At 65.6% G+C, this 26,934-nt stretch carries 21 protein-coding genes; 9 read left to right on the forward strand and 12 right to left on the reverse strand.

The window, feature by feature from the left end; genetic code table 11:
• Positions 1-70: 70 nt before the first annotated feature.
• Positions 71-718: a hypothetical protein gene (locus tag M1D93_RS08185; protein WP_461174614.1), complete on the forward strand. Its 648-nt coding sequence runs from the start codon at positions 71-73 to the stop codon at positions 716-718.
• Between the two features lie 176 nt (positions 719-894).
• Here the strand turns inward: M1D93_RS08185 and glnA are convergent, their stop codons facing one another.
• Positions 895-2,319: a type I glutamate--ammonia ligase gene (gene glnA / locus M1D93_RS08190; protein WP_050055503.1), complete on the reverse strand. Its 1,425-nt coding sequence runs from the start codon at positions 2,317-2,319 to the stop codon at positions 895-897.
• A gap of 289 nt (positions 2,320-2,608) precedes the next feature.
• Here glnA and M1D93_RS08195 point away from each other — a divergent pair, with 289 nt between their 5' ends.
• Positions 2,609-3,046, forward strand: coding sequence for an RDD family protein (locus M1D93_RS08195; RefSeq protein WP_461174615.1), 438 nt, complete (start codon positions 2,609-2,611; stop codon positions 3,044-3,046).
• Between the two features lie 12 nt (positions 3,047-3,058).
• Here the strand turns inward: M1D93_RS08195 and M1D93_RS08200 are convergent, their stop codons facing one another.
• From M1D93_RS08200 to lipB, 4 genes are all read right to left on the reverse strand, one after another.
• Entirely contained in the window at positions 3,059-3,403 is a 345-nt protein-coding gene (locus M1D93_RS08200) for a DUF3817 domain-containing protein (protein WP_461174616.1), read from the reverse strand.
• A 153-nt stretch (positions 3,404-3,556) separates the two neighbouring features.
• A complete protein-coding gene (locus tag M1D93_RS08205; RefSeq protein WP_461174617.1) occupies positions 3,557-4,309 on the reverse strand; it encodes a DUF4191 domain-containing protein in 753 nt (250 codons plus the stop codon).
• An 86-nt stretch (positions 4,310-4,395) separates the two neighbouring features.
• On the reverse strand, positions 4,396-5,406 hold the full coding sequence (gene lipA, locus M1D93_RS08210) for a lipoyl synthase (RefSeq protein ID WP_461174618.1): 1,011 nt from the start codon (positions 5,404-5,406) through the stop codon (positions 4,396-4,398).
• Positions 5,403-6,071 (reverse strand): lipoyl(octanoyl) transferase LipB, encoded by a 669-nt coding sequence (lipB, locus tag M1D93_RS08215; RefSeq protein ID WP_461174619.1) that lies wholly within the window; start codon positions 6,069-6,071, stop codon positions 5,403-5,405. Before lipB ends, lipA begins: the two co-directional genes overlap by 4 nt.
• A gap of 139 nt (positions 6,072-6,210) precedes the next feature.
• On the opposite strand from lipB, the gene M1D93_RS08220 reads away from it, so the two are divergent.
• A complete protein-coding gene (locus tag M1D93_RS08220) occupies positions 6,211-7,869 on the forward strand; it encodes a serine/threonine-protein kinase (RefSeq protein ID WP_461174620.1) in 1,659 nt (552 codons plus the stop codon).
• Between the two features lie 31 nt (positions 7,870-7,900).
• On the opposite strand, the gene M1D93_RS08225 is transcribed toward M1D93_RS08220, so the two are convergent.
• Complete coding sequence (locus M1D93_RS08225; protein ID WP_461174621.1) at positions 7,901-8,794, reverse strand: TIGR01777 family oxidoreductase; 894 nt, start codon at positions 8,792-8,794, stop codon at positions 7,901-7,903.
• Positions 8,795-8,870: 76 nt separating this feature from the next.
• Between M1D93_RS08225 and M1D93_RS08230 the strand changes: the two genes are divergently transcribed.
• Positions 8,871-12,383, forward strand: a complete 3,513-nt coding sequence (locus tag M1D93_RS08230; RefSeq protein WP_461174622.1) for a S41 family peptidase — start codon at positions 8,871-8,873, stop codon at positions 12,381-12,383.
• Between the two features lie 75 nt (positions 12,384-12,458).
• On the opposite strand, the gene M1D93_RS08235 is transcribed toward M1D93_RS08230, so the two are convergent.
• The 5 genes from M1D93_RS08235 to M1D93_RS08255 all read right to left on the reverse strand — a co-directional run bounded on the left by M1D93_RS08235 (position 12,459) and on the right by M1D93_RS08255 (position 18,619).
• Positions 12,459-12,887, reverse strand: coding sequence for an OsmC family protein (locus M1D93_RS08235; protein ID WP_163163103.1), 429 nt, complete (start codon positions 12,885-12,887; stop codon positions 12,459-12,461).
• Between the two features lie 193 nt (positions 12,888-13,080).
• Positions 13,081-13,431, reverse strand: a complete 351-nt coding sequence (locus tag M1D93_RS08240; protein ID WP_461174623.1) for a hypothetical protein — start codon at positions 13,429-13,431, stop codon at positions 13,081-13,083.
• Between the two features lie 150 nt (positions 13,432-13,581).
• A complete protein-coding gene (sucB, locus tag M1D93_RS08245; RefSeq protein WP_461174624.1) occupies positions 13,582-15,336 on the reverse strand; it encodes a 2-oxoglutarate dehydrogenase, E2 component, dihydrolipoamide succinyltransferase in 1,755 nt (584 codons plus the stop codon).
• A 114-nt stretch (positions 15,337-15,450) separates the two neighbouring features.
• Entirely contained in the window at positions 15,451-16,833 is a 1,383-nt protein-coding gene (gene lpdA / locus M1D93_RS08250; RefSeq protein ID WP_461174625.1) for a dihydrolipoyl dehydrogenase, read from the reverse strand.
• 259 nt (positions 16,834-17,092) lie between these two features.
• A complete protein-coding gene (locus M1D93_RS08255; RefSeq protein ID WP_461174626.1) occupies positions 17,093-18,619 on the reverse strand; it encodes a leucyl aminopeptidase in 1,527 nt (508 codons plus the stop codon).
• A gap of 258 nt (positions 18,620-18,877) precedes the next feature.
• On the opposite strand from M1D93_RS08255, the gene M1D93_RS08260 reads away from it, so the two are divergent.
• The 4 genes from M1D93_RS08260 (at position 18,878) to M1D93_RS08275 (ending at position 24,165) form a co-directional block, all read left to right on the forward strand.
• Positions 18,878-19,816, forward strand: coding sequence for a proteasome assembly chaperone family protein (locus M1D93_RS08260; protein WP_461174627.1), 939 nt, complete (start codon positions 18,878-18,880; stop codon positions 19,814-19,816).
• Between the two features lie 52 nt (positions 19,817-19,868).
• Positions 19,869-21,212, forward strand: a complete 1,344-nt coding sequence (locus M1D93_RS08265; RefSeq protein WP_461174628.1) for an MFS transporter — start codon at positions 19,869-19,871, stop codon at positions 21,210-21,212.
• A gap of 92 nt (positions 21,213-21,304) precedes the next feature.
• Positions 21,305-22,579, forward strand: a complete 1,275-nt coding sequence (locus M1D93_RS08270) for a DUF4192 domain-containing protein (RefSeq protein WP_461174629.1) — start codon at positions 21,305-21,307, stop codon at positions 22,577-22,579.
• Between the two features lie 269 nt (positions 22,580-22,848).
• Positions 22,849-24,165 carry an RNA polymerase sigma factor gene (locus tag M1D93_RS08275; protein ID WP_461174630.1) on the forward strand — a complete coding sequence of 439 codons (1,317 nt, stop codon included), beginning with the start codon at positions 22,849-22,851 and terminating at the stop codon, positions 24,163-24,165.
• A gap of 139 nt (positions 24,166-24,304) precedes the next feature.
• On the opposite strand, the gene M1D93_RS08280 is transcribed toward M1D93_RS08275, so the two are convergent.
• Positions 24,305-24,526 (reverse strand): DUF7455 domain-containing protein, encoded by a 222-nt coding sequence (locus M1D93_RS08280; protein WP_013600696.1) that lies wholly within the window; start codon positions 24,524-24,526, stop codon positions 24,305-24,307.
• A 254-nt stretch (positions 24,527-24,780) separates the two neighbouring features.
• Here M1D93_RS08280 and M1D93_RS08285 point away from each other — a divergent pair, with 254 nt between their 5' ends.
• Complete coding sequence (locus tag M1D93_RS08285) at positions 24,781-26,889, forward strand: DNA gyrase/topoisomerase IV subunit B (RefSeq protein WP_461174631.1); 2,109 nt, start codon at positions 24,781-24,783, stop codon at positions 26,887-26,889.
• Positions 26,890-26,934 lie beyond the last annotated feature (45 nt).

A 26,934-nucleotide genomic window follows, 5' to 3' on the forward strand; every position in this document is an offset into this window, starting at 1 on the left:
GGGATCCGGTTCCCGGTCTCAGCACGTCTGGAGCCGGATCCCCACCTTACAAGCGTACTTTTGGGAAGCCATGAAGCGGATCAGGATGGCCCTGCCGGCCGTTGTTCTCATGCTCGCGGCCTGTTCAGCGCCAACGGCGCAGGACGGCCCGATAGCGGGCGCCGCGGCTTCAAGCGCGGCATCACCCGCAGCCGCGGCAGTGCAGGGGGCAATGCCCGCAGGACCCTACAGGCTCACGACCGCGTCGGGTGCCGAAATAACGTTCGCCTTGCCGACGCCTGCGACGGACCCTGCCGTAGCGGCGATCGAGGCCTACAGGGTCAAGGTTGGAGCAGCGCCGGTTGCATACCTGGTGGCGGACGTGGATAACCGCAAGGGCACCGAACCACTCAATATGTACATGGTGACCGCCTTCGATGACGAAGGACGCCAGTTCACGTTCTCCAGTGTTGCCGATGCCATCCATGGTTGGGCGCCCACCTACAGCTACGACTTCAAGTGGTCCATGGGCGGCAAGCAACTGGACGAGGCGGTAGGTGCCGGGTTGAAGCGCGAGGCCAATGATTTGTACAACGGGGAAGTAAGCAACGTGGACACAGCGGAGCGCAGCACTGTGATCCTCGCGTCTCCTGACGCCGAACTGCCGGCGGGGTTCGCCAGGGTTGCCGTACAAGCATCCGGCATGGGGGAAGAGGAAGAAGCACGACCGGCCCGGTAGCGCCGCCCAAGCCGGGCAGGCAGCCGCAGTCCCCAGCAGATCCGGGCAGGCAGCCGCAGTCCTCAACCGATCAGGGCAGCAGAAAAGCCGGCCCCAAAAATTGGGGCCGGCCTTTCCTGTAAAGAGATTCCCGCGGACTGCCGGCGGACTATGCCCGCGTCAGCCGCGTGTTCCGGCTAGACGCCGTAGTAGAGCTCGAACTCGTAGGGGTTCGGGCGCAGGGACAGCGGCCGGATCTCGTTCTCGTACTTGTACTCGATCCAGGTGTCGATCAGGTCCTGGGTGAACACGCCGCCGGCCTGCAGGAACTCGTTGTCCTCGGCCAGGGCCTCCAGGGCTTCCTCAAGAGTGCCCGGAGCCTTGGGGATGTCCTTGGCTTCTTCTGCGGGGAGCTCGTAGAGGTCCTTGTCGATCGGTGCCGGCGGTTCGATGCGGTTGCGGATGCCGTCAATGCCGGCCATCAGCTGGGCAGCGAATGCCAGGTACGGGTTGGAGGAGGGGTCCGGTGCGCGGAATTCGATGCGCTTGGCCTTGGGGTTGGTGCCCGTGATGGGGATACGGATACCGGCGGAGCGGTTGCCCTGCGAGTAGACCATGTTGACCGGAGCTTCGAAGCCCTTGACCAGGCGGCGGTAGGAGTTCACCGTCGGGTTGGTGAAGGCCAGCACGGCGGACGCGTGCTTGAGCAGGCCGCCGATGTACCAGCGGGCGGTGTCGGACAGGCCGGCGTAGCCCTTCTCGTCGTAGAACAGCGGCTCGCCGCCGTTCCACAGCGACTGGTGGCAGTGCATGCCGGAGCCGTTGTCACCGAAGACCGGCTTGGGCATAAAGGTTACCGACTTGCCCCAGGCGTCTGCGGTGTTCTTGATGACGTACTTGAACTTCTGCAGGTCATCAGCAGCGTGGGTCAGGGTGGTGAACTTGTAGTTGATCTCAGCCTGGCCGGCGGAGCCGACTTCGTGGTGGCTGCGCTCGACCTCGAGGCCGGCTTCGTCCAGGGCAACACACATGGCGTCGCGCAGGTCGGCCTGCTTGTCAGTGGGGGAGACCGGGAAGTAGCCGCCCTTGACGGGGGTCTTGTAGCCGAGGTTTCCGCCCTCTTCTTCGCGGCCGGTGTTCCAGTGCGCTTCCTCTGAATCGATCTTGTAGAAGCTGCCCTGCGGGGAGGACTGGTACTGGACGTTGTCGAAGACGAAGAATTCTGCTTCCGGAGCAAAGAATGCAGTGTCGGCGATGCCGGTGGAGGCCAGGTAGGCTTCGGCCTTCTCAGCCACGCCACGGGGGTCGCGGTGGTACGGATCACCGGTGCGGGGGTTCACGATGGAGAAGTTCAGCGCGAGGGTCTTCTCCATGCGGAACGTGTCCAGGAACGCGGTGGTGACGTCCGGGATCAGCTGCATGTCGGACTCGGCGATGCCCTGGAAACCGCGGATGGAGGATCCGTCGAAAAGCTGGCCGTTGATGAAGAAGTCGGCGTCAACGCTCTTGGCCGGGACGTTGAAGTGCTGCTGGACACCGGGAAGGTCGGTGAAGCGGATATCGACGAATTTAATGTCTTCGTCTTTGATGAATTTGAGGACCTCGTCCGCAGTCTTGAACATCTATGCTCCTAACGCATATGTAACTATCTGGCGTGAAAGCCATCTGATCCAGCGCAATCCAAAGCAGGGAAACGCCGCAGTGTTTCCCTGCTGAAAGTACCCGCTGTAAAGGCCTGCCGTGGATGTGCTTGAAACTGCTAACAGCCTATGGACGCGGCATTTCCCGTCCGTGTCCGCATTGTTTCGGGCAGGTTACAGAAAGCCCTGTTATGGCAAGGCTATCCGCCGTCCACACTGTGGTCTAACCGCTTCCACACTGTGGGCGGGGGAACCGAAGTAAACTTGGACGGTGGTAGATCGCAAAGACATTGGCTCCTGGCTCACCGGCCCTGACACCTCCGGCATCTCGAAGTATCCGGGTGAGCGTCTTGGATTGCCGGAGTCCGGACCCGGCTCCATTGCCCGGGCCGGGCGCAGGATCCTGGCGCTCATGATCGACTGGGCCATTGCATTGCTCATCAGCAACTTTGCCTTCGGGGGCGATGCATGGGCCACCCTGGCGATCTTCGCCGTCGAACAAATCCTCCTGGTGGGCACGCTTGGCTACAGCATCGGGCACCGCGCCGCCGGCATCCACGTGGTGAACGCCGCCGGCGGAGCGCCGGGACCGCTGGCCGCGCTGGTGAGGTCGTTGCTGCTGTGCCTGGTGGTTCCCGCCGTCATCTTCGATCCGGATCACCGCGGCCTCCACGACAAGGCGATGAACACGCTGCTTCTGCGCCGGTAGCGGTTCCGGGAATCAGACGCGGCTGGCTTCCTTCGCTGCCGGAAGCCCGGCTGCGGCCGCCGCAAGGTACCCGCGCTTGCCGGCCCAGCGCTCAAACCAGAGGGTGGCGAACGGGAAGACGGCGGACAGGCCTGCGAAGAGGGCCACAATGAACGGCCAGCGCTGCAGCCGCCAGAGTGCCAGCGCCGCGATGCCGTAGCCCACAAACAGGGCACCATGGACGGGTCCGGCCACTTGCACGCCGATTTCCGTGGTGCCGGCAATCCACTTGAAATACATGCCCACCAGAAGCGCCGCCCAGCTGACCGCTTCGGCGACCGCGAGAATCCGGAAAGCGCGGAGGGCGACACTCCTCACGGGAGATTTCCTCTGGTCCTGTTTCACCTTGTCCTGTTTCACCTTGTCCTGTTCCACGTTGTCCTGTCCTGTTTTGTAGTCGCTGTGGGGCGGCGTTGGCCGGCCATAAAAAAGCCCCGGTCCGGGCTTGATGCCGGGACCGGGGCGTAGGCTCTAGCGCCCGCGGTTGGGGCGGGCTTTGTAGGGATCGATGCCCTTGGGGATGGGGAGCCGGGTGCCCAGCGAGGCGATCCGCTTGGACACGGCGTTCACCTCAAGCTTGGTCAGTTCCTTCTTCAGCTTGCCCATCTTCTTCGCCACCTCGCTGATGGGGACCTGGCCCTCGCCGCGGCCGCTTTCGATGACGTGCACAGTGACGTTGGGAAGGATCCGCGCCAGCCGCTTGCGTTCCGCGTCCAGCAGCGGCTTCACACGGTGCGTGGGGCCTTCACTGACAAGCACGACGCCGGGACGGCCGATGGCGCGGAACACAGCGTCCTGCGTGCGCGGGTTGACGGCGACCGGCTGTTCCTCCGTGATCCAGCCGCGCCGAAGCGTTCCGAGCGCGGCGCCGGAGGCACCGGGCTGGTTTTCGATCTGCGCGAAGGCCGCGCGTTCGGCGCGCCGCGAGAGAATCAGCGTGGCTCCCAGCAGGCCCAGCGGGATGCCGATAATCAGGCCCGTGATCCAGTTCTCAAGCCAGAAGCCCACCAGGAAGCTGACAGCCACAACGCCAAGGAAAACCAGCAGCATAAGCCACGGAACCATGGGGTCGTGGCGGCGGGTCATGGTGAAGACCTCGCCGATCTGCTTGAGGCGGCTGGGCTTCTTGACCTTTGCTTCTTTCGGCTTGCGGGAGAAGAGGCCACGCTTGACTGCGCTGGAGCCAGACGGAGTGGAGTTGCTGGAATCAGGGGATTTCGCCATAGTGACTCAATTCTACGTGACCAAAGCCGAAGGGCCGGCACCGGAGTCATCCGGTGCCGGCCCTTTGGGATGAAGAGTTTTTGGGGTCAGGAGCGGGCTGCTGCGAGGAGGGAGCTGGCTTCCTGGCGGGTGGTGCCGGAGGACTCGATGTGGGCGAGTTCTGCCGGGATGTCCCAGCCCTTCTTGCGCATCGCGGTGGCCCAGAGCCGGCCGGCGCGGTAGGAGGAGCGGACCAGCGGGCCGCTCATGACGCCGAGGAAGCCGATCTCGGTGGCTTCGTCCTGCAGGTCCACGAATTCCTGCGGCTTGACCCACCGGTCCACCGGCAGGTGCCGCTCGGATGGGCGCAGGTACTGGGTGATGGTGATCAGGTCACAGCCGGCCTCGTGCAGGTCCCGGAGCGCTTCGGAGATCTCTTCGCGGGTTTCGCCCATGCCCAGGATCAGGTTGGACTTGGTCACCATGCCCAGGTTCCGGCCCTGCGTGATCACATCCAGGGACCGCTCGTAGCGGAACGCCGGCCGGATCCGCTTGAAAATCCTGGGCACGGTTTCGACGTTGTGCGCGAACACTTCGGGCTTGGAGTCGCAGATCGCGGCGATGTGTTCGGGTTTGCCGGAGAAGTCAGGGATCAGCAGTTCCACCCCGGTGCCGGGGTTCAGTTCGTGGATCTTGCGGACCGTTTCGGCGTACAGCCACACGCCCTCGTCCTCAAGATCGTCCCGGGCCACCCCGGTGACGGTGGCGTAGCGCAGCTGCATCGCCTGCACGGAACGGGCCACCTTGGTGGGTTCGAACCGGTCCACCGGGGAGGGCTTGCCGGTATCAATCTGGCAGAAATCACAGCGCCGGGTGCACTCCGAGCCGCCGATCAGGAACGTGGCTTCCTTGTCCTCCCAGCACTCAAAGATGTTGGGGCAGCCGGCCTCCTCACACACCGTGTGCAGGCCTTCCTTCTTCACCAGGTTCTTGAGCTGGACGAACTCCGGCCCCATCTGGACCTTGGCCTTGATCCAGTCCGGCTTGCGCTCCACCGGGACAGCAGAATTGCGCTGTTCAACGCGCAAAAGCTTCCGGCCTTCAGGTGCCAATGTCACAGTAGAGCTCCTTCGGGGGTAGCGACCAGGGCGTCTTCATTCTTGCGCAGTTCTTCGGTAATTCTGGAAACAAGGTCAGCCGGGGAGACGTCATAACCGGTTTCCCGGGCGATGGTTGTTACGCCCGCGTCGGTGATTCCACAGGCAACGATCTGCGTGTACGGGGCGAGATCGTTGTTGCAGTTGATGGCGAACCCGTGCATGGTGACGCCCTCGTGGACACGGATGCCGATGGCGGCAATCTTCCTGTCCGGGCCCTTAGCGTCCGCTGCGATCCAGACCCCTGCCCGGCCCTTAATCCGCACCGACCGGATGCCGTAGTCGGCAAGGACGTTGATGATGACCGATTCGAGGCGTTCGACGTAGTCGCGGATCCCCGCCCGGTTCTTCAGCTTGATAATGGGGTATCCCACGAGCTGCCCGGGCCCATGCCAGGTGAGCTTCCCGCCTCGGTCCACCGGGACCACCGGAGTGCCGTCGAACGGCCGCTCGTGATCCTCCGTCCGTTTGCCGGCCGTATAGACCGGGGCGTGTTCGAGGAGCAGGACGGTGCTCGGGGCCCTTCCGGCGACGACGTCGTCGTGGAGTTCGCTCTGGATGGCCCAACCGCGGGTGTAGTCGACAAAGTCCGGAGCAAGACCCAGCTGTGAAAACTCAAGAGTCATGGCATCCAGCTTAGACCTTGGGCGGCCACGCACCCCGTTTAGTGCTTAAGCTCACCGTGCACTCCCGGGCCGGGTGGCAGGGTCCCCGCCCCTGTGGATAACTTCTGCGTGCCGCCCCGGATTCGACTAGACATAGGTCATGGAAGATTTGCAGGGAATAACGGTCCCCGGCTATGCGGTAGGGCGGTTGCTCGGCCGCGGCGGCAGTTCCTCTGTCTGGCTGGTCCGGGAGGAACGGAGCGGCCGGGAGTTCGCGTTGAAATGCTTCCGCCCGCCCGCCCGCAGGTCGTCCTCACGGGGAACCGCGATGACTGAAGAAGGCATCCGGCGTGAGATCCGCATCCTGTCCGTCCTCGATCATCCGCATCTCATCAAGGCCCATGACACGGTGGCGTTGGCCGGCGGGGCGGAAGGCCGTGCCGCACTGATTATGGACTACGCACCGGGCGGGTCCCTCGCGGGCCTGGTAGCTGCGCGGGGAAAGCTCAGCGTAGGGGAAACGGTGACGGTGTTGACGCCCGTCTGCCAGGTTCTGGCGTATTTGCACGGCAAAGGGTTCACCCATGCGGACGTCTCGCCGGGCAACGTCCTGTTCACCGCCCAGGGCAAACCCATGCTGTCCGACGTCGGCACCGCCCGGATGCTGGGTGATCCTGGTGCTGCAGCCGGGGCAGGCACGCCCGGATTTATGGATCCGACGCCGGTGGATGCAGTGCGGGCAGGCCTCCAGCCCGAACGGGACGTCTATTCGGTTGCCGCGCTGGGCTGGTTTTGCCTCACCGGCATGCCTCCGCAGCGCACCGCGGACCGCCCGCCCTTGTCCCTCCTGCTTTCCGAGGTCCCAAGGGAACTCGCGGCTGCCCTGGAGGCCGGGCTGAACGAGGACCGGCGGCTGCGGCCCACTGCTGCCTCCCTGGCAACAGCCGTCTATCGGAGCGCGCCGCCCCTGCCGCTTGACCTGGCACCTGCGGTCCATCCCACAGTCCTTCCGGAACTGGTAACCCGCCTGCAGGCACCGGCAATTCCACGCAGCCGGCTCGGCCGGCGGCTCAGCGGGCTGCGGCGCCGGCTGACGACGTCGGCATGGCCAGGCCCTTTCGTTGCCCCTGGAAAGCTGCCCTTCACAGAGTCGAAGGCAGAGATGTCCCGGGCTCACCAGGTGGACCGGGGGAAAGGGCGGCACGCCTCCCATCGGGGCGGCCGGCAGAGGCGGCGGGCCGCTCTTGCCGGCGCAACCGCTGCGGCAGCTGCCGCCGCCTGGTGGCTGGCCGGGGCGGGGGTCACCGCCGCCGGACCGGATTCCCCTGCGGAGACGGCTGCCGGGGCAAGCACAACCAGCGTCCCCGAACCCCCTCCTGCGGAAACGCGCCGGCACGCCGATCCCGTGGAGGCAGCCAGGCAGCAGGCGGCATCAGCTGATCCCGGCGTGGCGGTCCACGGCCTCGCACTGCTGAGGTCGCTGGCCCTCAGCACCGGAAAGCTGGAACTCCTCGATGAGGTGAACCATCACGGGTCGGCTGCTGCGGCCGCAGACCAGGGGATCAGCGCGCGCCTGCGCGAATCCGGCCACGTCCTGTCCGGATTTTCCACCACCCTGTCGCAGGTGCAGGCGGAGGAGGGCGGCACCGAAACCGGCGCCGTGGTTGCGCTCACCTCAGCCTCGTCCGCCTATGAGGAAAAGGACGCCCAAGGCCTCGCGACAGCAAGGGGAGTGGCCGGCTCCGAACAACGCCTTCGCCTGGTACTGGTCCGGGTGGACGGCAGATGGCGGGTCAGCGACATTCTTCCCGGCACCTGATCCTGCCTGCCCAAGGAAAGGCAGGCAGTTCCTACTCCTTGCCGGCAACCCACTGGGCGGCCTGGGCGAGCGTCGGGTGCTGCCAGGTGAAACCGGCCGACAACAGCAGGGCAGGCTCCACGCGCTGGCTGGCGAGGAGCAGTTCGTCGGCCAGATCGCGCATCACCAGGCGCAGTACCGGGGCCGGGACCCGCAGCGCGGCGGGGCGGTGCAGGGCCGTGGCCAGCGCAGCCACCAGGGCGTTCACGTCTGCGTCCTCGGGGGCGGAGAGGTTGACCGGTCCGGACAGCGGGGACTCCAGCAGGAAAAGGAAAGCCGCCGAAACATCCGGCAGGGTAATCCATGGCCAGTACTGGCGGCCGTTGCCGAGCGGCCCGCCAACCCCCAGCCGGATCAGGGGGAGCAGCCTGCCCAATGCGCCGCCGGAACGGCTGAGGACCACAGCGGTTCGCGGAACCACCACCCGCACACCCGGGGGAGCGGTGGCGGCTGCCGCTTCCCACTCACCACAAATCTGGGCGAGGGTGCCCGCTCCCTGCGGACCGTTTTCCCGCAGTACCGTGTTGCCGGCGTCGCCGTAGTACCCGGAGCCGGACTGGCTGATGAAGACAGGTGGCGGGGAATCAAGCTGGCGCATGGCCCCGGTGAGCGTTCGCGTGGAGTCCACGCGCGAGCTGAAGAGTTCATCAACCCGTTTGCGGGTCCACGGCCTGTCGCCGATGCCGGCTCCGGAGAGATTGACGACGGCGCCGGCTCCAGCCAGCGCCTTGGGATCAAGTTCCCCGGCGGCCGGGTTCCACCGGACTTCCGTTGCCGATGCCGGCTCCCGCCGGACCAGGGACACAACGTCGTGGCCGGCATCGCGGAAGGCGGCCGACATGTGGGTACCGATCAGCCCGGAGGCGCCGGCGATGACTATGCGCATGGGGTCCATCACACCACGGCGGCCACGGCGAAGGCACCTCCAACAGGGGTAAGCGGGGGTTGACTATGATCAAACGATGACCTCTTCGAGCTACTTCCGTTACCCGCACCTGCACGGCGATCTGGTCACTTTTGTGGCTGAGGATGACGTGTGGATTGCGCCCCTGGACGGAGGGCGCGCCTGGCGTGTCTCCTCGCTCCAGCTGCCCGCCCGCAACCCCCGCTTCACGCCGGACGGACAGAGGCTGGTGTGGACGGTGGTGCAGGGAACAGCGCCGGAGGTGGTGTCCGCAGCGGTGGACGGCGGTGACTACCGGCAGTTGACCTACTTCGGCCACGGCACCACCCGGGTGAAGGGCTTTACCGCCAAGGGCTCCGTGGTGGTCACCAGCGCTTTCCGGCAGGCCGAGAGCCGCCACACCCACGCCTACAGCGTCCCGCTTGAGGGGGGCTGGGCCGAGGAACTGCCCTTCGGGCCGGTTGAATCGGTCGCCTTTGGCCCCGAAGTGGGTGACGAGCGCCCGGTGGTGGTGGCCAGCGTGCTGTCACGCGAGCCCGCGTGGTGGAAGCGCTACCGCGGAGGTACCGCAGGAAAGCTCTGGCTGGACAACGACGGCAACGGTGAATTTGAACGCCTGCTGCCTGACCTTGACGGCAACCTCGCTGATCCGATGTGGGTGGACGGCCGGATCGCATTCCTGTCCGACCACGAGGGTTACGGGAACCTGTACTCGGTCCTTCCGAATGGAAAGGACCTGCGCAGGCACACGGACCACGAGGATTTCTACGTCCGGCACGCCACCTCCGACGGCAAGCGCATCATTTTCGAGTCGGCGGGCGAGCTCTGGGTTCTTGCTGATCCTAATTCCGACCCCGTGCGGCTGGACATCACGCTGGGCTCCGCTTCCCAGTCGCGGCGGCCCGCGCTGCTGAACACCAGCAAACATCTTGCCGCAGCAGTCCCGGACAGCGCCGGGGCGGCCAGTGCGGTCGAAGCGCACGGCACCATCCACTGGCTGCGGCACGAGGACGGGCCTTCCCGCATCATCGAAGCGACACCGGGCGTCCGTGCCCGCCTTCCCAGGCCTCTCGGCAATGGGCGGCTGGCCTATGTGGCGGACCACGACGGCGTCGAAGCGCTCTACATCAGGGACGTTGCCGCGCCGGTGCCCGGCAGCACAACGGAGGGGAGCGCCCCGGGGACATCCACCCCCGCCGCAGACCTAAGCAGCGATGCTGCTTCGGGGCACGGACAGGATGAAGCCGCCGTAGCCTTGCCGCAGCCTGTTCCGGCCGCAGGAGCTGCGGTCCTGGCAGGGGCCGGTCCTGCTGCCGCCGTCAGGGATGACCAGCAGGCCGACGTCGCCCCGGAGGACGCACCCTCAGTTGCCGCGGCTTCTGCTCCCGCGGCAGCAACCCGCATTGCTTTTCCCCGCCCCACCCGCACCAGCTCCCTTGAGGCAAGCCCGGACGGCGACTGGCTTGCACTGGGTACGTCCTTCGGCGAGGTCTACGCGGCCAACACCCGGACAGGGGAACTGACGTTGGTGGCCAGCATCGGGGAAGGCACAGTGTCAGACCTGGCCTGGTCGGCGGACTCCCAGTGGCTGGTCTGGTCCGAACCCGTGACCTCCTTCGGATCCCGCAGCCGGCTTCGGCTGGCCAAGGTAACGGATCCTGGTTCCAGCCTGGTGGACGTCACCGATGGCCGCTTTTGCGACACCTCGCCGGCCTTCACCCCGGACGGTAAGTTCCTGGCGTTCCTCTCCAACCGCAGCTTCGACCCCGTCTACGACGGGCACTCCTTTGACCTGTCCTTCCCCAGCCCCATCAAGCCGTACCTGGTGGCACTGGCCGCTGACACGCCGTCGCCGTTTGGTCCCTCGGTTGATCCGGATGCGGGGGAGGACCGGGCAGCCGAGGGAGCCGGGAAGCCGCAGCAGGAAGCTGCGGCAGCAGTGCCTGAGGTCAGGGTGGATCCGGAGGGGCTCGCCCACCGCGTCATTGGCGTGCCCGTGCCCCAGGGCAACTACACGTCCCTGAAGGCAGCCGACGGCGCACTGCTGTGGCTCGACTGGGCCCTCGCCGGGGTCACCGGCGACGGCAAGGCCAGCCAGGAGGACAAGGATGCCCGACCCAGCCTGGCCCGCTTCGACCTCGCCCGCCGGAAACAGTCCACGCTGGTGGAGTCGCTGGACAGCTTCCGGCTCTCCGGCGACCGCTCCAAGGTGGTGCTGATCTCCAACAAGCAGGTCAGTGTTGTACCGGCGGACAAGAAAGCTGACGAGGAATCCGGCGAGCTGGTCAAGGTGGACCTTGGCCGGGTCCGGGTGATGATGGACCCGCTCAGTGTGTGGGGCCAGGCCTTTGACGAGGCATGGCGGCTGCAGCGTGACTTCTTCTGGACTGAAGACATGGCAGGGCAGGACTGGGAGTCCATCCACAAGCGCTACCGTCCGCTCGTGGACAGGCTGGGTTCCCACGACGACCTCGTGGACCTGCTGTGGGAACTGCACGGTGAACTGGGCACTTCCCATGCCTACGTCAAGCCCGCACCCGTCACGGAGAACGGAAGCCACGGCCAGGGCCGGCTCGGTGCTGACCTGGCCCACACAGAGGCGGGTTGGGAGATCACCCACATCCTCGCCGGCGAGTCATCGGACCCCCTCGCAACGTCACCCCTGACCCGGCCCGGCGTGGGCGCCAAGGCCGGAGACATCCTGCTGGCCATCGACGGCGTTCCGCTGTCCGGGAGCGTAACCCCGGCGATGCAGCTGGTCGGGGCGGCCGGCCGGCCGGTGGAGCTGACACTCCTCAACGGCGCAGCACACGGCGACAGCGCCGGCAGGCAGCGGCGGGTCGCCGTCGTCCCCGTCAAGGACGAGGAGCGCCTGCGGTACCAGGAATGGGTTGCATCCAACAGGCGGACCGTCCGGGAGGCGTCCGGCGGCGCCTTCGGCTACCTCCACATCCCGGACATGATGGCGAACGGCTGGGCCCAGCTCCACCGCGACCTCGACACTGAAACTGCGCTGGATGGCCTCATCGTGGACGTTCGGCGCAACCGCGGCGGGCACACCTCCCAGCTCGTGGCGGAACTGATCGGCCGCAAGGTCACCGGCTGGAGCATGCCGCGGGCGGAGAAGCCCCGGACTTACCCGCACCACGCGCCGCGCGGGCCGGTGATCATCCTTGCCGATGAATTTGCCGGGTCCGACGGCGACATCATCACCCAGGTGTCAAAACTGCGGGGCATCGGTCCCGTCATTGGAACACGCACCTGGGGCGGCGTGGTGGGCATCGACAACAGGTTTGCCCTGGCTGATGGCACGGGCGTCACCCAACCCCGGTACGCCACCTGGTTCGGCGGCGGTGTGGGCTGGAGCGTGGAGAACTACGGCGTGGACCCGGACATTGAGGTCACCTATCCGCCGCACGCCTACGCCGCCGGACGCGATCCGCAGCTGGAGTACGGCATTGGGGCGCTCAAGGAGATGGTGCAGGAGCTTCCCACCGACCGCCCGCCGGCACGCGAAGGCTACCGCCGGCTCCGTCCTGCGCCGCTGCCGCCGCGCGGCAAGGGGAAGTAACCCCGCAGGCCAAAAAGCCCTGCCTGGCCGGAAACGGCAAGGCAGGGCTTTTTGGCGCTTGGGCGCAGAAGCGGCTCAGGCTTCGAGGGTAGCGTCCAAGGTGATGTCGATGCTGGCCAGGGCGCCGGAAACCGGGCAGCCGACCTTGGCCTCGGCAGCGATCTTCTGGAACTCGTCTTCCGAAATTCCCGGGATCCGCGCGGACATCGTCAGGTGGCTGCCGGTGATGCCGGTGCCGGGCACGAAGGTGACGTCAGCCTTGGTGTTGACTTCCTCCGGTGCGTGGCCGGCCTGGGCCAGGGCATGGCTGAAGGCCATTGAGAAGCAGGCCGAGTGGGCGGCCGCGATGAGTTCTTCCGGGCTGGTCTTGCCGCCGGCAGCCTCGGTGCGGGCCTTCCACGTGACGTCGTAGGTACCCAGGCCGGAGCTGTCCAGCGTGGTGTTTCCGGAACCTGACATCAGGTCGCCGTTCCATACGGTGTGTGCGGTGCGTGTTGCTGCCATAACCACTCCTCAAATCGATTCGAACCGGGGCAGGCTGCTGCCAGGACCCCGCCGCTACCCATCCTAGGGATTCGGCACTCCGGGTGCACGGGTTGTCCGCTGTCAGAGGATTGTGACCATGGCGTTTAAAACGCCGACGGCGACGCCCCCGCAGAAAGGGAGCGCCGCCGTCGTACGGGGCAGATAAGAGCGCTTACTGCCAGATGGTGGCGATCGCGATGTTCAGCAGCGCGAGTCCGCCTACTCCATGCGCCAGGCCGGGGCTGACGGCCTCGCCCTTCTTGTACTTCCGGCGGCCGATAAAGGCCAGCACCCCGACGACGAGGGCGATTACGAACTTGATGCCGAGCTTGACGTAGTTGGCATCCATGTCCAGGGCCGGGATCAGCCCCATCAGGGCGATGCCGGTGAGGAGTTGGAGCATGGCGCCGTCAAACTGGCGGGGGTGGACCGTGGGCTTTTTCATCTGGCCGATCCAGATGCCCACGATCATGGCCGCGCCGACGATGTGCAGGAAAACCACGATGTTATAGACGATGTTCATGGGACCAGTGTAGCCAGATGTTCTACAGCTTGTAGTAGCTTCGGACAGTCCGTGGCTTTCGTGCCAGGAAGTGGTTCAACGCCGGCGGCGGTGCAGGCTCTGCGGTGGTCTCCCACCGCTGCCTGCACCGCCGCCGAACGTTGTGGCGTGTTACAACCCCAGGTCTGCCTCGAAGGCGCCTTCTTCGAGCCGCGCCTTCAGGGTCTGCAGGAACCGGCCCGCGTCGGCGCCGTCCACCAGGCGGTGGTCGTACGTCAGGGACAGGTACATCATGGAGCGGATGGCGATCGAGTCGTCACCGTTCTCGTCGGCAACAACCACTGCGCGCTTGACGATGGCGCCGGTGCCCAGGATGCCCACCTGCGGCTGGTTGATGATCGGGGTGTCGAACAGGGCACCCACCGAACCGATGTTGGTGATGCTGAAGGTGCCGCCGGACAGCTCGTCCGGGCCGATCTTGCCGTCACGGGTGCGGCCTGCGACGTCGGCGATCTTGCCGGCCAGTCCGGCCAGGTTCAGGTTGCCGGCATCCGAAATGACCGGAACCAGCAGGCCCTTGTCCGTGTCCACGGCGATAGCCAGGTGCTCAGCGTTGTGGTACGTGATCTCCTGCTTGGCCTCGTCGTAGGCAGCGTTGAGCTTGGGGTGCTGCTTCAGCGCCTCGGCGACGGCCTTGGCGATGAACGGGAGGAAGGTCAGCTTGACGCCGTTCTGGGCCTGGAACGAGTTCTTGGCGCGGGCACGGAGCTTGGCGACCTTTGTCATGTCCACTTCGTGGACCTGGGTCAGCTGGGTGGAGATCTCGAGCGACTCGCGCATGCGGCGCGCAATGACCTGGCGGATGCGCGGTGCCTTCTGCGTGGTGCCGCGCAGCGAGGAAACAGCGGCGTTGGACGCTGCCGGGGCTGATGCGGCCGGCGCTGCTGCAGGAGCTGCGGCGGGTGCTGCCTTGGCCTCGGCTGCGGCGATGACATCCTGCTTGCGGATGCGTCCGCCCACCCCGGTGCCCGAGAGCGAAGCGATGTCCACGCCGTGCTGGTTGGCAAGCTTGCGCACCAGGGGAGTGACGTACCCGGACTCGGATCCGCCGTTTGACGCTGCTGCGGGGGCTGCGGCCGGTGCGGATGCGGGGGCAGGTGCAGCCTGCGGTGCCGGTGCTGCCTTGGGGGCTTCCTGGACGGGTGCCGCCTGCGGGGCAGGTGCCGGAGCGGGTGCTTCAGCCTTGGGGGCTTCCTGGACCGGCGCCTCGGTGGAGGGTGCTTCGGCGGGGGCAGCAGCTGCACCTGAACCGATAACAGCCAGGACGGAGCCCACCTCTGCTGTTTCGTCCTCGTTAACGCGGATTTCCTGGAGGGTACCGGCTACCGGGGACGGGATTTCGGTATCAACCTTGTCGGTGGAAACTTCCAGGAGCGGCTCGTCGACCTCGACGGAGTCCCCCAGGGCCTTCAGCCAGCGGGTGACGGTGCCTTCTGTGACGCTTTCGCCCAGCGCCGGGAGGGTGACTTCGTGACCTTCGCCGCCGGCTGCCGGTGCCTCCTGGGCGGGTGCCGGTGCTTCCTGGGCGGGTGCTTCCTGTGCAGGAGCCTGCGCGGCGGGGGCAGCCGCGGGAGCTTCTTCTGCCGGAGCGGCTGCGGGTGCTTCTTCGGCGGGGGCGCCGCCGCCGGAGCCGTCGCCAATGCGTACCAGGGGAGCGCCGACCTCGGCGGTCTCGTCCTCGGCAACCAGGATTTCCTCAATCACGCCAGCTACAGGAGAGGGGATTTCAGTGTCTACTTTGTCGGTGGATACTTCGAGCAGCGGCTCGTCCACCTCTACCCGGTCACCTACCTGCTTGAGCCAGCGGGTGACGGTTCCTTCGGTGACGCTCTCACCGAGGGCGGGCAAGTTAACGGATTCAGACATGTCGTCCCCGTTCTCCTTATTGATCTTTAGTGCGGATGATTGCTGCCTTGTTGGAAGCCTAGTGCACCCGGCATTCCGTGCCGGGTGCACCAGGCCCTGTGGTGCTTGGGGAGACTAGCCGTGAAGCGGCTTGCCCGCGAGTGCCAGGTGGGCTTCGCCCATGGCCTCGTTCTGGGTGGGGTGTGCGTGCACCAGCTGTGCAACATCCTCCGGGTAGGCTTCCCAGTTCACGATCAGCTGGGCTTCGCCGACCTGCTCGCCCATCCGGGCGCCAATCATGTGGACGCCCACCACGGGGCCGTCCTTCTGGCGGACCAGCTTGACCAGTCCTGAGGTGCCCAGGATGGAGCTCTTGCCGTTGCCGGCCAGGTTGTATTCCTGGGTCTGCACCTGGTCCTCGCCGAACTTCTCCTTGGCAGCCTTTTCGGTGTAGCCAACGGTAGCGATTTCGGGATCCGAGTAGGTGACCTTGGGGATGTTGATGTCCTCAACGATCACCGGCTTCAGGCCGGCAATTTCCTCCGCCACGAAGATGCCCTGCTGGTAGCCGCGGTGCGCGAGCTGGACGCCGGGGACGATGTCGCCGACGGCGTAGATGTTGCCGACGCCGGTGTGGAGGCGCTCGTTGGTGATGACGAAGCCGCGGTCGATGGTGATGCCGGCTTCCTCGTAGCCAAGGTTGGCGGTGACGGGGCCACGGCCGACGGCGACGAGCAGCAGGTCCGCCTCGAAGGTCTTGCCGTCCACCAGGGTGACCTTGACGCCGTCGTTGTTCTGCTCGACGCCCTGGAAGAACACGCCGGTGGAGAACTTGATGCCGCGCTTCTTGAAGGCGCGCTCGAAGTTCTTCACGATGGTGGCGTCCTCGTTCGGCACCAGCGAGGGCAGGCCCTCCACGATGGTGACGTCCACGCCGAAGGACTTCCAGACGGAAGCGAACTCGACGCCGATGACGCCGCCGCCCAGGATGATGACGCTCTTGGGGATGGAATCCATGGTCAGGGCCTGGTCCGAGGTGATGACCTTGCCGCCGATTTCCAGGCCGGGCAGGGTGCGGGAGTAGGACCCGGTGGCCAGGATGATGTTCTTGCCCTTGTAGGCGGTGCCGTTCACCACAACGGTGTCGGTGCCCTGGAGCTTGCCCTCACCCTCGATGACGGTGATGCCCTTGGACTTGATGAGGCCCTGGAGGCCCTTGTACTTGCCGGCGATGATGCCGTCCTTGTACGCGTTGACGGCCGTGATGTCGATGCCGTCGAGGGTGACGTTCACGCCGTACTTGGCGGAGTCACGGGCGTGGTCGGCGAGCTCTGCAGAGTGCAGCAGCGCCTTGGTGGGGATGCAGCCGTTGTGGAGGCAGGTGCCGCCCAGCTTTGCCTTCTCCACGAGGCCGACGGTAAGGCCAAGCTGTACGGCCCGCAGCGCGGCGGCGTATCCGCCGCTGCCTCCACCGAGTACCAGGATGTCGAATTCTTGCGCAGTTGCCTGATCGGCCACTTAAACGCTCCCTCGCGTGAACGATGACGCGTTCTCCGCGCATCATCTGGTCTTGGAACTTGCACTGCCGTGATTATGTCAGCGTGCCTGTTCTCTTGCATTTGTGACTACCGTGGTTCACCTTAGCGAACCACTTATCCATGCTCCACCTTGGCGCCGCGTTTGTGGAGCGCTTGTGTCCAGTGTCACGCGGCCCTGCGGCGCAGGGAACATTTCCCGTGCCGCAGGGCTCCCGTGGCTGGCGGAGAGGGCGGAAGTGTCAGGCCGCGGCGGCCAGGATGTCCTCCACATAGGCCACCAGGGTCCGGACGGTGCAGCCCGTTCCCTGCTTGTGGGTGTAGCCGTACGGGCTTCCGTTGTTGAAGGAAGGCCCGGCGATGTCGATGTGGGCCCAGGGGATCTGTTCCCCGTCCTTGCCCTTGCCCACGAATTCCCGCAGGAAAACCGCGGCCGTCATCATGCCGCCGTGGCGTTCGCCGATGTTGGCGAGGTCCGCAACCTGGGAGTCGATGCTGGGGCGCAGTTCCTCGGGCAGCGGCATGGGCCATACAAGTTCTCCGGCCCGGTCGGCTGCGGCCTTGAGCGGACCGGTCACGCTGTCGGAACCCATGACGCCGGCCGTGCGGTTGCCCAGCGCGATCAGCTGTGCACCGGTGAGGGTGGCGACGTCGATGATGGCGTCGGGGTACTCGCGGCTGGCGGCCACAATGCCGTCGGCCATCACCAGCCGGCCCTCGGCGTCGGTATTGAGGACCTCAACGGTCTTGCCGCCGTACATGGTGAGGACGTCGGCAGGACGTGAGGCTGCCCCGGAGGGCATGTTCTCGGCGATGCAGAGCCAGGCGGTCGCCTTGACCGGCAGGCCAAGTCCGGCGAGGGCCAGGACAGTGTTAAGGACGACGGCGGCGCCGGCCATGTCGCTTTTCATGTCGCCCATGCCCAGGGCCGGCTTGATGGAGATGCCGCCGGTGTCGAAGGTGATGCCCTTGCCCACAAGTGCGATCTTTGAGGTTGCCTTCGCGGGGGAGTATTCCACCTTGACCAGGCGGGGCTGGCGGGCAGAGCCCTTGCCCACGCCCATGATGCCGCCAAAGCCTTCCTTTTCGAGCCGCTTTTCGTCCCACACGGTGACTTTCACGGGCAAGCCCTTGGCCAGGTCCTTCGCCGCCTCCGCGAACGTTTCGGGGTAGAGGTGGCTGGGCGGCTGGTTGACCAGGGAACGGGTGGCGTTGACCGCCTTGCCGATCAGCCCGGCACGCCGCAGCGCAGCGCCCGTCTCCTTGTGGTCGGCGAACTCCGTGAAGATAACCGCATTCGCGACCGGATCCTTCAGCCCGTCCTTCGAGGACCGGAACTCGGTGAAGGAATAAGCGCCCAGGGCGGCACCCTCGGCGACGGCAGCCACATCGGCGACCGACGCCGTCGGAAGGGCAAGGACCACCTTGGCGAGGCCGGCAAGCTGCCGGACCGCTGAGCCGGCAGCACGGCGGAGTGCCTCGCCGGTGAGCGGTTCCGCAGCGGAGACCTTTCCGGTTCCCGCCAGGACCAGGATCCCGGCGCCCGTCTCCGGCAGGCCCGGAAGGCGGACGATCTGGTCGGCAGCACCGGTGACGCCCAGGGACTTCAGCGACCCGGCCAAAGCTTCTGCACTCTTTGCGGTCAGCGGGTTGTCCAAAAGGACCGGTCCGTCACTGCCCTTCCCCACGCCGATGACCACTGCGTCACTGGGGCTCTTCTTCAGGTCCCTTGAGAGGGTACTAAGGTTGATTTCAGTATTCTTGACCACAGGGATCAGTCCTCAATTCTCGAGAGATGTTCGGGCAGGGATGCATGTTCGGCGCTCTGCCATGGATGCCCGGACGCTATCGTTCGGGACGCAGTCCGGGTGGCTGCAAGCCCGACTGGCAGGCCAGTTCCGATCGTAGCCCGTTCCGTCCGGAGCCGGTGTATTTCCTGAGAGGTGCGCCACACCAGTGGCAGGAATGTGCGGCTCTCCTGCGGCGTTGTAGAAGATGTCCACCCGCACCTACGAAAGGAACATGCCGTGCTTGAACGGTTTTCCGGCTCCCTGCTGGACCCCGACGCGCTCTATGCAAGCAACATTGAGCTGTTCCACAGCCCGGCCCTCCGCGGGCTGAACCTGGTGATGGGCTTCACCGGCTTTGCCGATGCCGGCCATGTGGTGAAGCAGATCAACGCGGAACTGCTGGACACGCTGGACGCCGAGCCGGTTGCAGTCTTCGATGCCGATCAGCTGATCGATTACCGGTCGCGCCGCCCGCACGTGACGTTCGTCGAGGACCACCTGCAGGATTACCAGGAGCCGCGGCTCGCCCTCTACCGGCTTGTTGACGGCCTGGGCAATCCCTTCCTGCTGCTGGCAGGTTTCGAGCCCGACCTGCAGTGGGAACGGTTCGCGCGTGCGGTGGTGGGCATTGTGGAGAAGCTGGACGTCAATTTGGTCACGTGGATCCACTCCATTCCCATGCCGGTGCCCCACACCCGTCCGGTGGGGGTGACGGTGCACGGCAACAGGCCCGAACTGATCGAGGGCATCTCCGTGTGGAAGCCCACGGTGGAAGTCCCCGCAGCAGTGGGCCACATCCTGGAACTCCGTCTGGTGGAGGCAGGCCGGAACGTCGCCGGCTACGTCATCCATGTGCCCCACTACCTTGCCGAGGCGGAATACCCTACCGCCGCAGTCGCAGGCCTTGAGTACCTTGGTGCTGCCACCTCGTTGATGCTGCCCTCGGACAGGCTCCGGGAAGCCGGCCGTGAAGTGAGCCGCCAGATTGCGGAGCAGATTGATGCCTCGGAGGACGTCCAGCAGGTAGTGTCACGCCTCGAATCCCGGTACGACGAAAAAGCCGAAGGCACGGTCCGCCGCTCGCTCCTTGCAGACGAAAATGACGAACTGCCCAACGCCGATGTCCTCGGCGCTGCCGTAGAGGCCTACCTCGCCCGCGAAAATCCCGGCCAGTAGGCCGAACGCGCTGCTGCCGGGGCGGCCACGGCCGTCCGGGCATAATGAAGAGGTGACTGCACCCCGCGCCTGGCTGATCTGGACCGTTGGTATCTTCGGGTACCTTGTGGCGGTTTCCCAGCGCACATCCTTTGGCGTGGTGGGCCTGGAAGCCACCGAGCGCTTCCACGCCAGCGCGTCCGCAATCTCGTTCTTCACCGTCCTCCAGCTGCTGGTCTATGCCGGGCTCCAGATCCCCGTGGGCCTGCTGGTGGACCGGTTCGGCTCTCGCGCCATGATCGCCGGCGGTGCCGTCCTGATGGGTCTGGGCCAGCTTCAGCTGGCGTTCGCCGACAGTATTCCCGGGGGCGTGGCCGGAAGGGTCCTGGTGGGCGCAGGGGATGCGATGACTTTCATCTCGGTGATCCGCCTGATCCCGCTCTGGTTTGCGCCCGCCCGGGTGCCGCTCGTGACCCAGCTGACGGGTATGTCCGGCCAGCTGGGGCAGCTGTTCAGTGTCATTCCCTTCGCCTTCGTCCTGCACAGCTCCGGCTGGACCCCGGCGTTCCTGATGCTGGCCGGCATGTCGGGACTCGCCGTCGTCCTGGTGCTGCTGCTCCTGCAGGACGTGCCGCCCGGCACCCCGCGGCCCCAGGCCCAGCAGGGGCTGAAGGCAACCGGGGCCTCGCTGGCCCGCGCCTGGCGCCAGCCGGGGACAAGGCTGGGGTTGTGGAGCCACTTCACCATCCAGTTCAGCGGCACCGTCTTCGCGATGACCTGGGGTTACCCGTTCCTCCTTTCCGGGCAGGGCCTCGACGCCGCAACGGTCGCCACCCTCATGGCGCTCTATGTGGCAACCGCCATGGCAGTGGGACCGTTCATTGGCCGCTTCGTTTCCCGGCACCCGCTGCGGCGTTCAACCATGGTCCTGCTGATTGCCGGTGCCACCGCCGGAGCCTGGGCAGCCGTGCTGCTGACTCCGGGACGTTCACCGCTGTGGCTGCTGGCCGGCCTGGTGGTGGTACTCGCCATCGGCGGGCCCGGCTCGATGATCGGCTTCGACTTCGCCCGCACCTTCAACCCCGCCCACCGCATTGGCACCGCGACTGGCATCGTCAACGTGGGCGGCTTCATCGCCGCGCTGATCGCAATCTTCCTGATCGGCCTGGTGCTGGACGTGCTCTATGCGAGCGGGTTCTCCAACGGAATCCTTTACGGGCTGGACCCCTTCCGGATTGCCCTCAGTGTCCAGTTCCTGCTGCTCGGTTTCGGTGCCGCAGCCATGCTGGTCTGCCGCCGGAAGGTACGGCGCCAGATGGCGGCCCAGGGCGTTGTGGTCCCGCCCCTGCGCACCGCGCTGGCCCGCCAGCGCCGCCAAAACCTGGCGCGGCGCCAAGCGGCCGCTTCAGACGACTGACTGGTCCTGCACAGGGCCGGTGGCATGCGGTGGTTTCCACATAGCTGCCGCCCGTACTGTCGGGTGGCCCGCCTGCGGCGAATGCTGGAGCCATGACACCTCCAGAACGGCTTACAGTCCGCGGCCCGGAAGACATCCTGGGTTTCATTCCCCACTCGTTGGGATACTGGCCGACGCACAGCCTCGTGGCCATGACACTGCAGGGCAAGAGGGTGGGGGCCACCCTGCGGCTGGACCTCCCCGGGCCTGACGTCCTTGCCAATCCGGCAAAATTCCTGCGGGCCGTCCGGCGCTATCTCGAGGCGGACAAGGAGGCTGACGGCACATTGCTGGCGGTCTTCACCAGCAATGACGGCGCGGCGTCGCCGTCCCCGTACGGCGGTCTGCTGGCCGGCCTGGACTCCATGCTGGAAAGGGCCGGGATGCCGGTCCGGGAAGCCTGGTTCGTCGGGGATGATTTCTGGCGGGAGGTGTGGTGCCTGGATGTTTTATGCTGCCCGCTGCCGGGGCGTCCCATTCAGCAAATCCGCGACAGCCTGCTCAACACCGAGATGGTGTTCCGGGGAAGCAGCGTTGGACCGGCACCGGAACAGCGGCAGCCGGCCAGCGCCGTTCCTGCCTCTCATCGCGCCGCTGTGCTGGAAGCGGAGGCCGTGTGGTCGGCCCAGCTGGATCTTCGGCGGCAGAGCCGGCCGCAGTTTGCCGCGGTGCTGGGCCAGTGGGAGGCGGTGCTGGCCCGCCCGGCCGCGGACCTGCAGCGGCCGTCGGTACATCGGGACGCTTTCCTGCGGGCAACGCTCCTGGTGCCGGCCTGGCGCGACGCCGTCCTCGTTATGGCGGCGGCGGGAAAAACAGCGGCTGCCGCCGGGGCCGAAGAGTTCGGGATTTTCCGTATGGACGAACAGCTGGCGCCGATGGCACCTGGGGCCGACCATGCCGCGCCGGAAGAGGTGCCATCTGCAGCGGAAAGCGCTGGTTCTCCTCCCTTCGCGCCGCCAGGGCAGTGCGGGGAAGGGTTCCTGATGTCTGGCGGCCAGGACGGAACTCCCGGCTACGGGGCTGTCCTGATGGGGCAAGAGCCTGCCGTTCCCCAATGGCACAGCCTTGACGCGCTCGACCTCGTCCTGGAGCACCTCGCCGTGATGGGCGGGCCCCCGGCAGCGGCTGCACTGACGGGAAGGGGCTGGATCGCGTGGTGCCGCGGGCGCGGCTCGTACTCGGCCGCCTACCTGGAGGAGTCGCTCGACATCGAACCCGGGTACCGGCTCGCAGAACTGCTGCTCGAGTTGGTCCAGCGGGGTTCGTTGTGCGGCTGGGCGGCGCGGAAGGAGGCTGCCTGGCAGAAATTCGGGCCGGACGCCGCCTGAAGGCGAAGACGGCGGAACGAAGACGGCAGGAAATGGCGGGTTAGGCCCTATTCCGGGAAATCGTGAGACAATGGATGCCGAGACCCGGTTGGGTCCGTGTATCGAGTGCTTGTAATGACCGCTGTTTGGGAACATTACAGCCGCTCCGGCAGTTCTACTTATAGACTCTGCCGGCCGTGGTGGCGCTTGGTTTTCACCACGGACTTGACAGGGTCATAGTGGTGTTGCCCGTATGGTGATTCCACAGACCACCGCTAGAAAGGTTTTCTGTGACCCCGTCTTCCACGAAGAAGGACCCCGCAGCCCAGGACGAACTGTCCGCCGAGGAGAAGCAGGCTGCAACAAACGCCAAGCGGGCCGCCACACGGGCAGCCAACAAGGCTTCTGCCGGTGAAGCTGGTGCGGACGGCAAGCGTGAGCCCAAGAAGCGCGGGCCCAAACCCGGCGCGAAGGCTGCTGCTGAGGCGGCCGGGAAATCGGCCGGTGACACGGACGCCGATGAAGTAGAAGAAGTCGAGGAAGACCTCGACGAAATCATCCTCGAAGGCCCTGATGTGGTTGAGGAGGATGCCGAGGCCGATCCCGTCAAGGGCGCAGCCGGTTCCGGCAAGGGCTTCGTCTACTCCGATGCTGATGACGACGACGCACCTGTCCAGCAGGTTATGTCCGCCGGAGCTACCGCTGATCCTGTTAAGGACTACCTGAAGCAGATTGGCAAGGTCGCACTGCTCAACGCCGAGCAGGAAGTGGACCTTGCGCTCCGGATCGAAGCCGGCTTGTTTGCAGAAGAGAAGATCGCTGCGGACGACGGTTCGATGGATCCGAAGTACAAGCGCGAGCTTGAATTCATCATCCATGACGGCAAGCGCGCCAAGAACCACCTGCTCGAAGCCAACCTCCGCCTCGTGGTCTCGCTGGCCAAGCGTTACACCGGCCGCGGCATGCTGTTCCTGGACCTGATCCAGGAAGGCAACCTGGGCCTGATCCGTGCGGTGGAGAAGTTCGACTACACCAAGGGCTTCAAGTTCTCCACGTACGCCACCTGGTGGATCCGCCAGGCGATCACACGCGCCATGGCTGACCAGGCACGCACCATCCGTATTCCGGTGCACATGGTTGAAGTCATCAACAAGCTGGCCCGCGTCCAGCGCCAGATGTTGCAGGACCTCGGCCGCGAACCTACGCCCGAAGAGCTGGCGCTCGAACTGGACATGACCCCCGAAAAGGTCGTGGAAGTCCAGAAGTACGGCCGCGAGCCCATCTCGCTCCACACCCCCTTGGGCGAGGACGGCGATTCGGAGTTTGGCGACCTGATCGAGGACTCCGAGGCTGTGGTCCCGGCCGACGCCGTGAGCTTTACGCTCCTGCAGGAACAGCTGCACTCCGTGCTGGACACGCTCTCGGAGCGCGAGGCCGGAGTTGTGGCCATGAGGTTTGGCCTCACGGACGGACAGCCGAAGACTTTAGACGAAATCGGCAAGGTCTACGGAGTCACGCGCGAGCGTATCCGCCAGATCGAATCCAAGACCATGTCCAAGCTCCGCCACCCCTCCCGGTCGCAGGTGCTTCGCGACTACCTGGACTAGAACCGGAACGCAGCAAAAAGCGGCCCGCGGGCTGCCGAACCCCGTAACGGGCAAGGCAGCCGGCGGGCCGCTTTTGCTTGAATCACCTTAAAAAGAGTGGGACCCCACCTTCCGGTGGGGTCCCACAGCTTCTGCCTAGCTAGTCGATTTCTACGGCAGCTTTCTCGTGAAGCTTCCCCGTCTCATCGTGCCAGTCGGAGCTCAAGGGCTTGAGCGTCGCCTCAACTGCACGGGCGTGGTGGCCGCAGAAAAGCAGTTCACCACCGGAGGACTCCAGTACAACCCGGACATATGCCTGAGCTCCGCAACGATCGCACCTGTCCAGTGCGTTGAGTGTGCGGTCTGCCACTGCTGTTGTCATGTCGGCCTCCTTAGTAGATCAGTACGTCTATATAACCAGCATTCGTAACAAAACCATCGCAAGGATGGGGCAAGTTCGCTGTGCGCGTAGCCGCAAGAATGGATCAAGATCGCCGCACGCCCCCGCAAGGAGTGCCACGTGGCGCGGGGCACACGCTCCGGCAGGTGTGGCAGTCGGTACTGCCGGGCCCGGCCGACTACCCTTGGAAGAGCGATCCCAGCCCGCTGTTCCGTCCCTGAAGGAGTTCATCACCAGTGGCACCAAGTTCTGATTACACTGCCCGGCACCTGTCTGTACTGGAGGGCCTCGAAGCCGTCCGCAAGCGCCCCGGCATGTACATCGGTTCCACTGACTCCCGCGGCCTGATGCACTGCCTGTGGGAAATCATCGACAACTCGGTGGACGAGGCACTGGCCGGATTCGGCCACGACATCAAGATCATCCTCCACGCCGACAACTCCGTGGAGATCCACGACGACGGCCGCGGCATCCCCATCGACAAGGAACCGAAAACAGGGCTCACCGGCGTCGAGGTGGTCTTTACCAAGCTCCATGCGGGCGGCAAGTTCGGCGGCGGTTCCTACACCGCTTCGGGGGGCCTGCACGGCGTGGGCGCCTCCGTGGTCAACGCACTGTCCTCCCGCCTCGATGTCGAGGTGGACCGGGGCGGAAAAACCTACAAGATGTCCTTTCGCCGGGGCGAGCCCGGGCGCTTCCAGGACACCGGGTCCAAAGTCGATCCCGCCGCGCCGTTCACCGCATTCGTGGACGACTCAGTGCTGGACGTTGTGGGCAAGGCCAAGCGGGGTGTCACGGGAACCAGGATCCGCTACTGGGCAGACCGGCAGATTTTCACCCCGGACGCAAAGTTTTCCTACGAGGAACTCGCTGCGAGGGCCCGGCAGACGTCCTTCCTGGTGCCCGGCCTCAAACTGACGGTCCGCGATGAGCGCAAGGTCCCGGGGACACCCGGCGAGTCCGGTCCCCACGAGGAGGTCTTCCACCACGACGGCGGGATTTCCGAATTCGTTGAATTCCTGGCCGCCGATCCGGCCGTCACCGATGTGTGGCGGCTGCACGGCTCCGGAAAATTCAAGGAGACGGTTCCCGTGTTGGACGAACGGGGCCACAGCCAGCTCGCGGAGGTGGAGCGCGACTGTGAGGTGGATGTGGCGCTGCGCTGGGGGATTGGCTACGACAGTACGGTCCGGAGCTTCGTCAACATCATCTCCACCCCCAAGGGCGGAACCCACCAGGCCGGGTTCGAGCAGGCCCTCGTCAAGACCTTCCGCAAGGCAGTGGAAAACAATGCCCGCAAGCTCAAGGCCGGCAACGACAAGATCGAAAAGGACGACATCTTCGCCGGCCTTACCGCCGTCCTGACCGTCCGCCTCGCGGAACCGCAGTTCGAAGGGCAGACCAAGGAGATCCTGGGCACCTCGGCTGTGCGCGCGATCGTCGCCAAGGTCGTCGAGCGCGAAATCAACGCCAAACTCACCTCCGCCAACAGGAACGACAAGGCGCAGTCCGCCCTGCTCCTGGAAAAAATCGTCAACGAGATGAAGTCCCGCATCTCGGCCCGCGTGCACAAGGAAACGCAACGGCGCAAGAATGCGCTGGAAACCTCCTCCATGCCCACGAAGCTCGCTGACTGCCGCACGGACGACGTCGAACGTTCCGAACTTTTTATAGTGGAAGGCGACTCGGCGCTGGGAACCGCCAAACTGGCGCGGTCCTCGGACTTCCAGGCCCTGCTGCCCATCCGCGGCAAGATCCTGAACGTCCAGAAAGCCTCAGTGGGGGATATGCTCTCCAACGCCGAATGCGCGGCCCTTATCCAGGTGGTGGGGGCAGGGTCCGGCCGCAGCTTCGACATCGCCGCCGCCCGCTACGGCAAGGTCATCCTGATGACGGACGCGGACGTGGACGGCGCGCACATCCGCACGCTGCTCCTCACCCTTTTCTTCCGCTACATGCGCCCGATGATCGAGGAGGGCCGGGTCTTTGCCGCGGTCCCGCCGCTGCACCGGGTGGAAGTGATCAACGCGGGCCAGAAAGCCAACGAAATGATCTATACCTACTCCGAAGCCGAGCTGCATGTGCTGCTGGCGCGGCTGGCGAAGGAGGGCAAGCGCTACAAGGAACCCATCCAGCGCTACAAGGGCCTGGGCGAGATGGACGCTGAACAGCTGGCCGAGACCACCATGGACCCCCGGCACCGTACCCTCCGCAAAGTAGGGATCGAGAACGCCAAGCAGGCCGAGGAGATTTTTGACCTGCTGATGGGCTCGGATGTTTCGCCGCGCAAGGATTTCATCATCGCCGGCGCGGCGAGCCTGGACCGGGAGCGCATCGACGCCTGACGGCGGTGGGACCGCGTGCCGGTGCCTGAAGATTGTGCAGGCAGG

This window comes from Arthrobacter sp. Z1-9 (genome assembly GCF_054792695.1).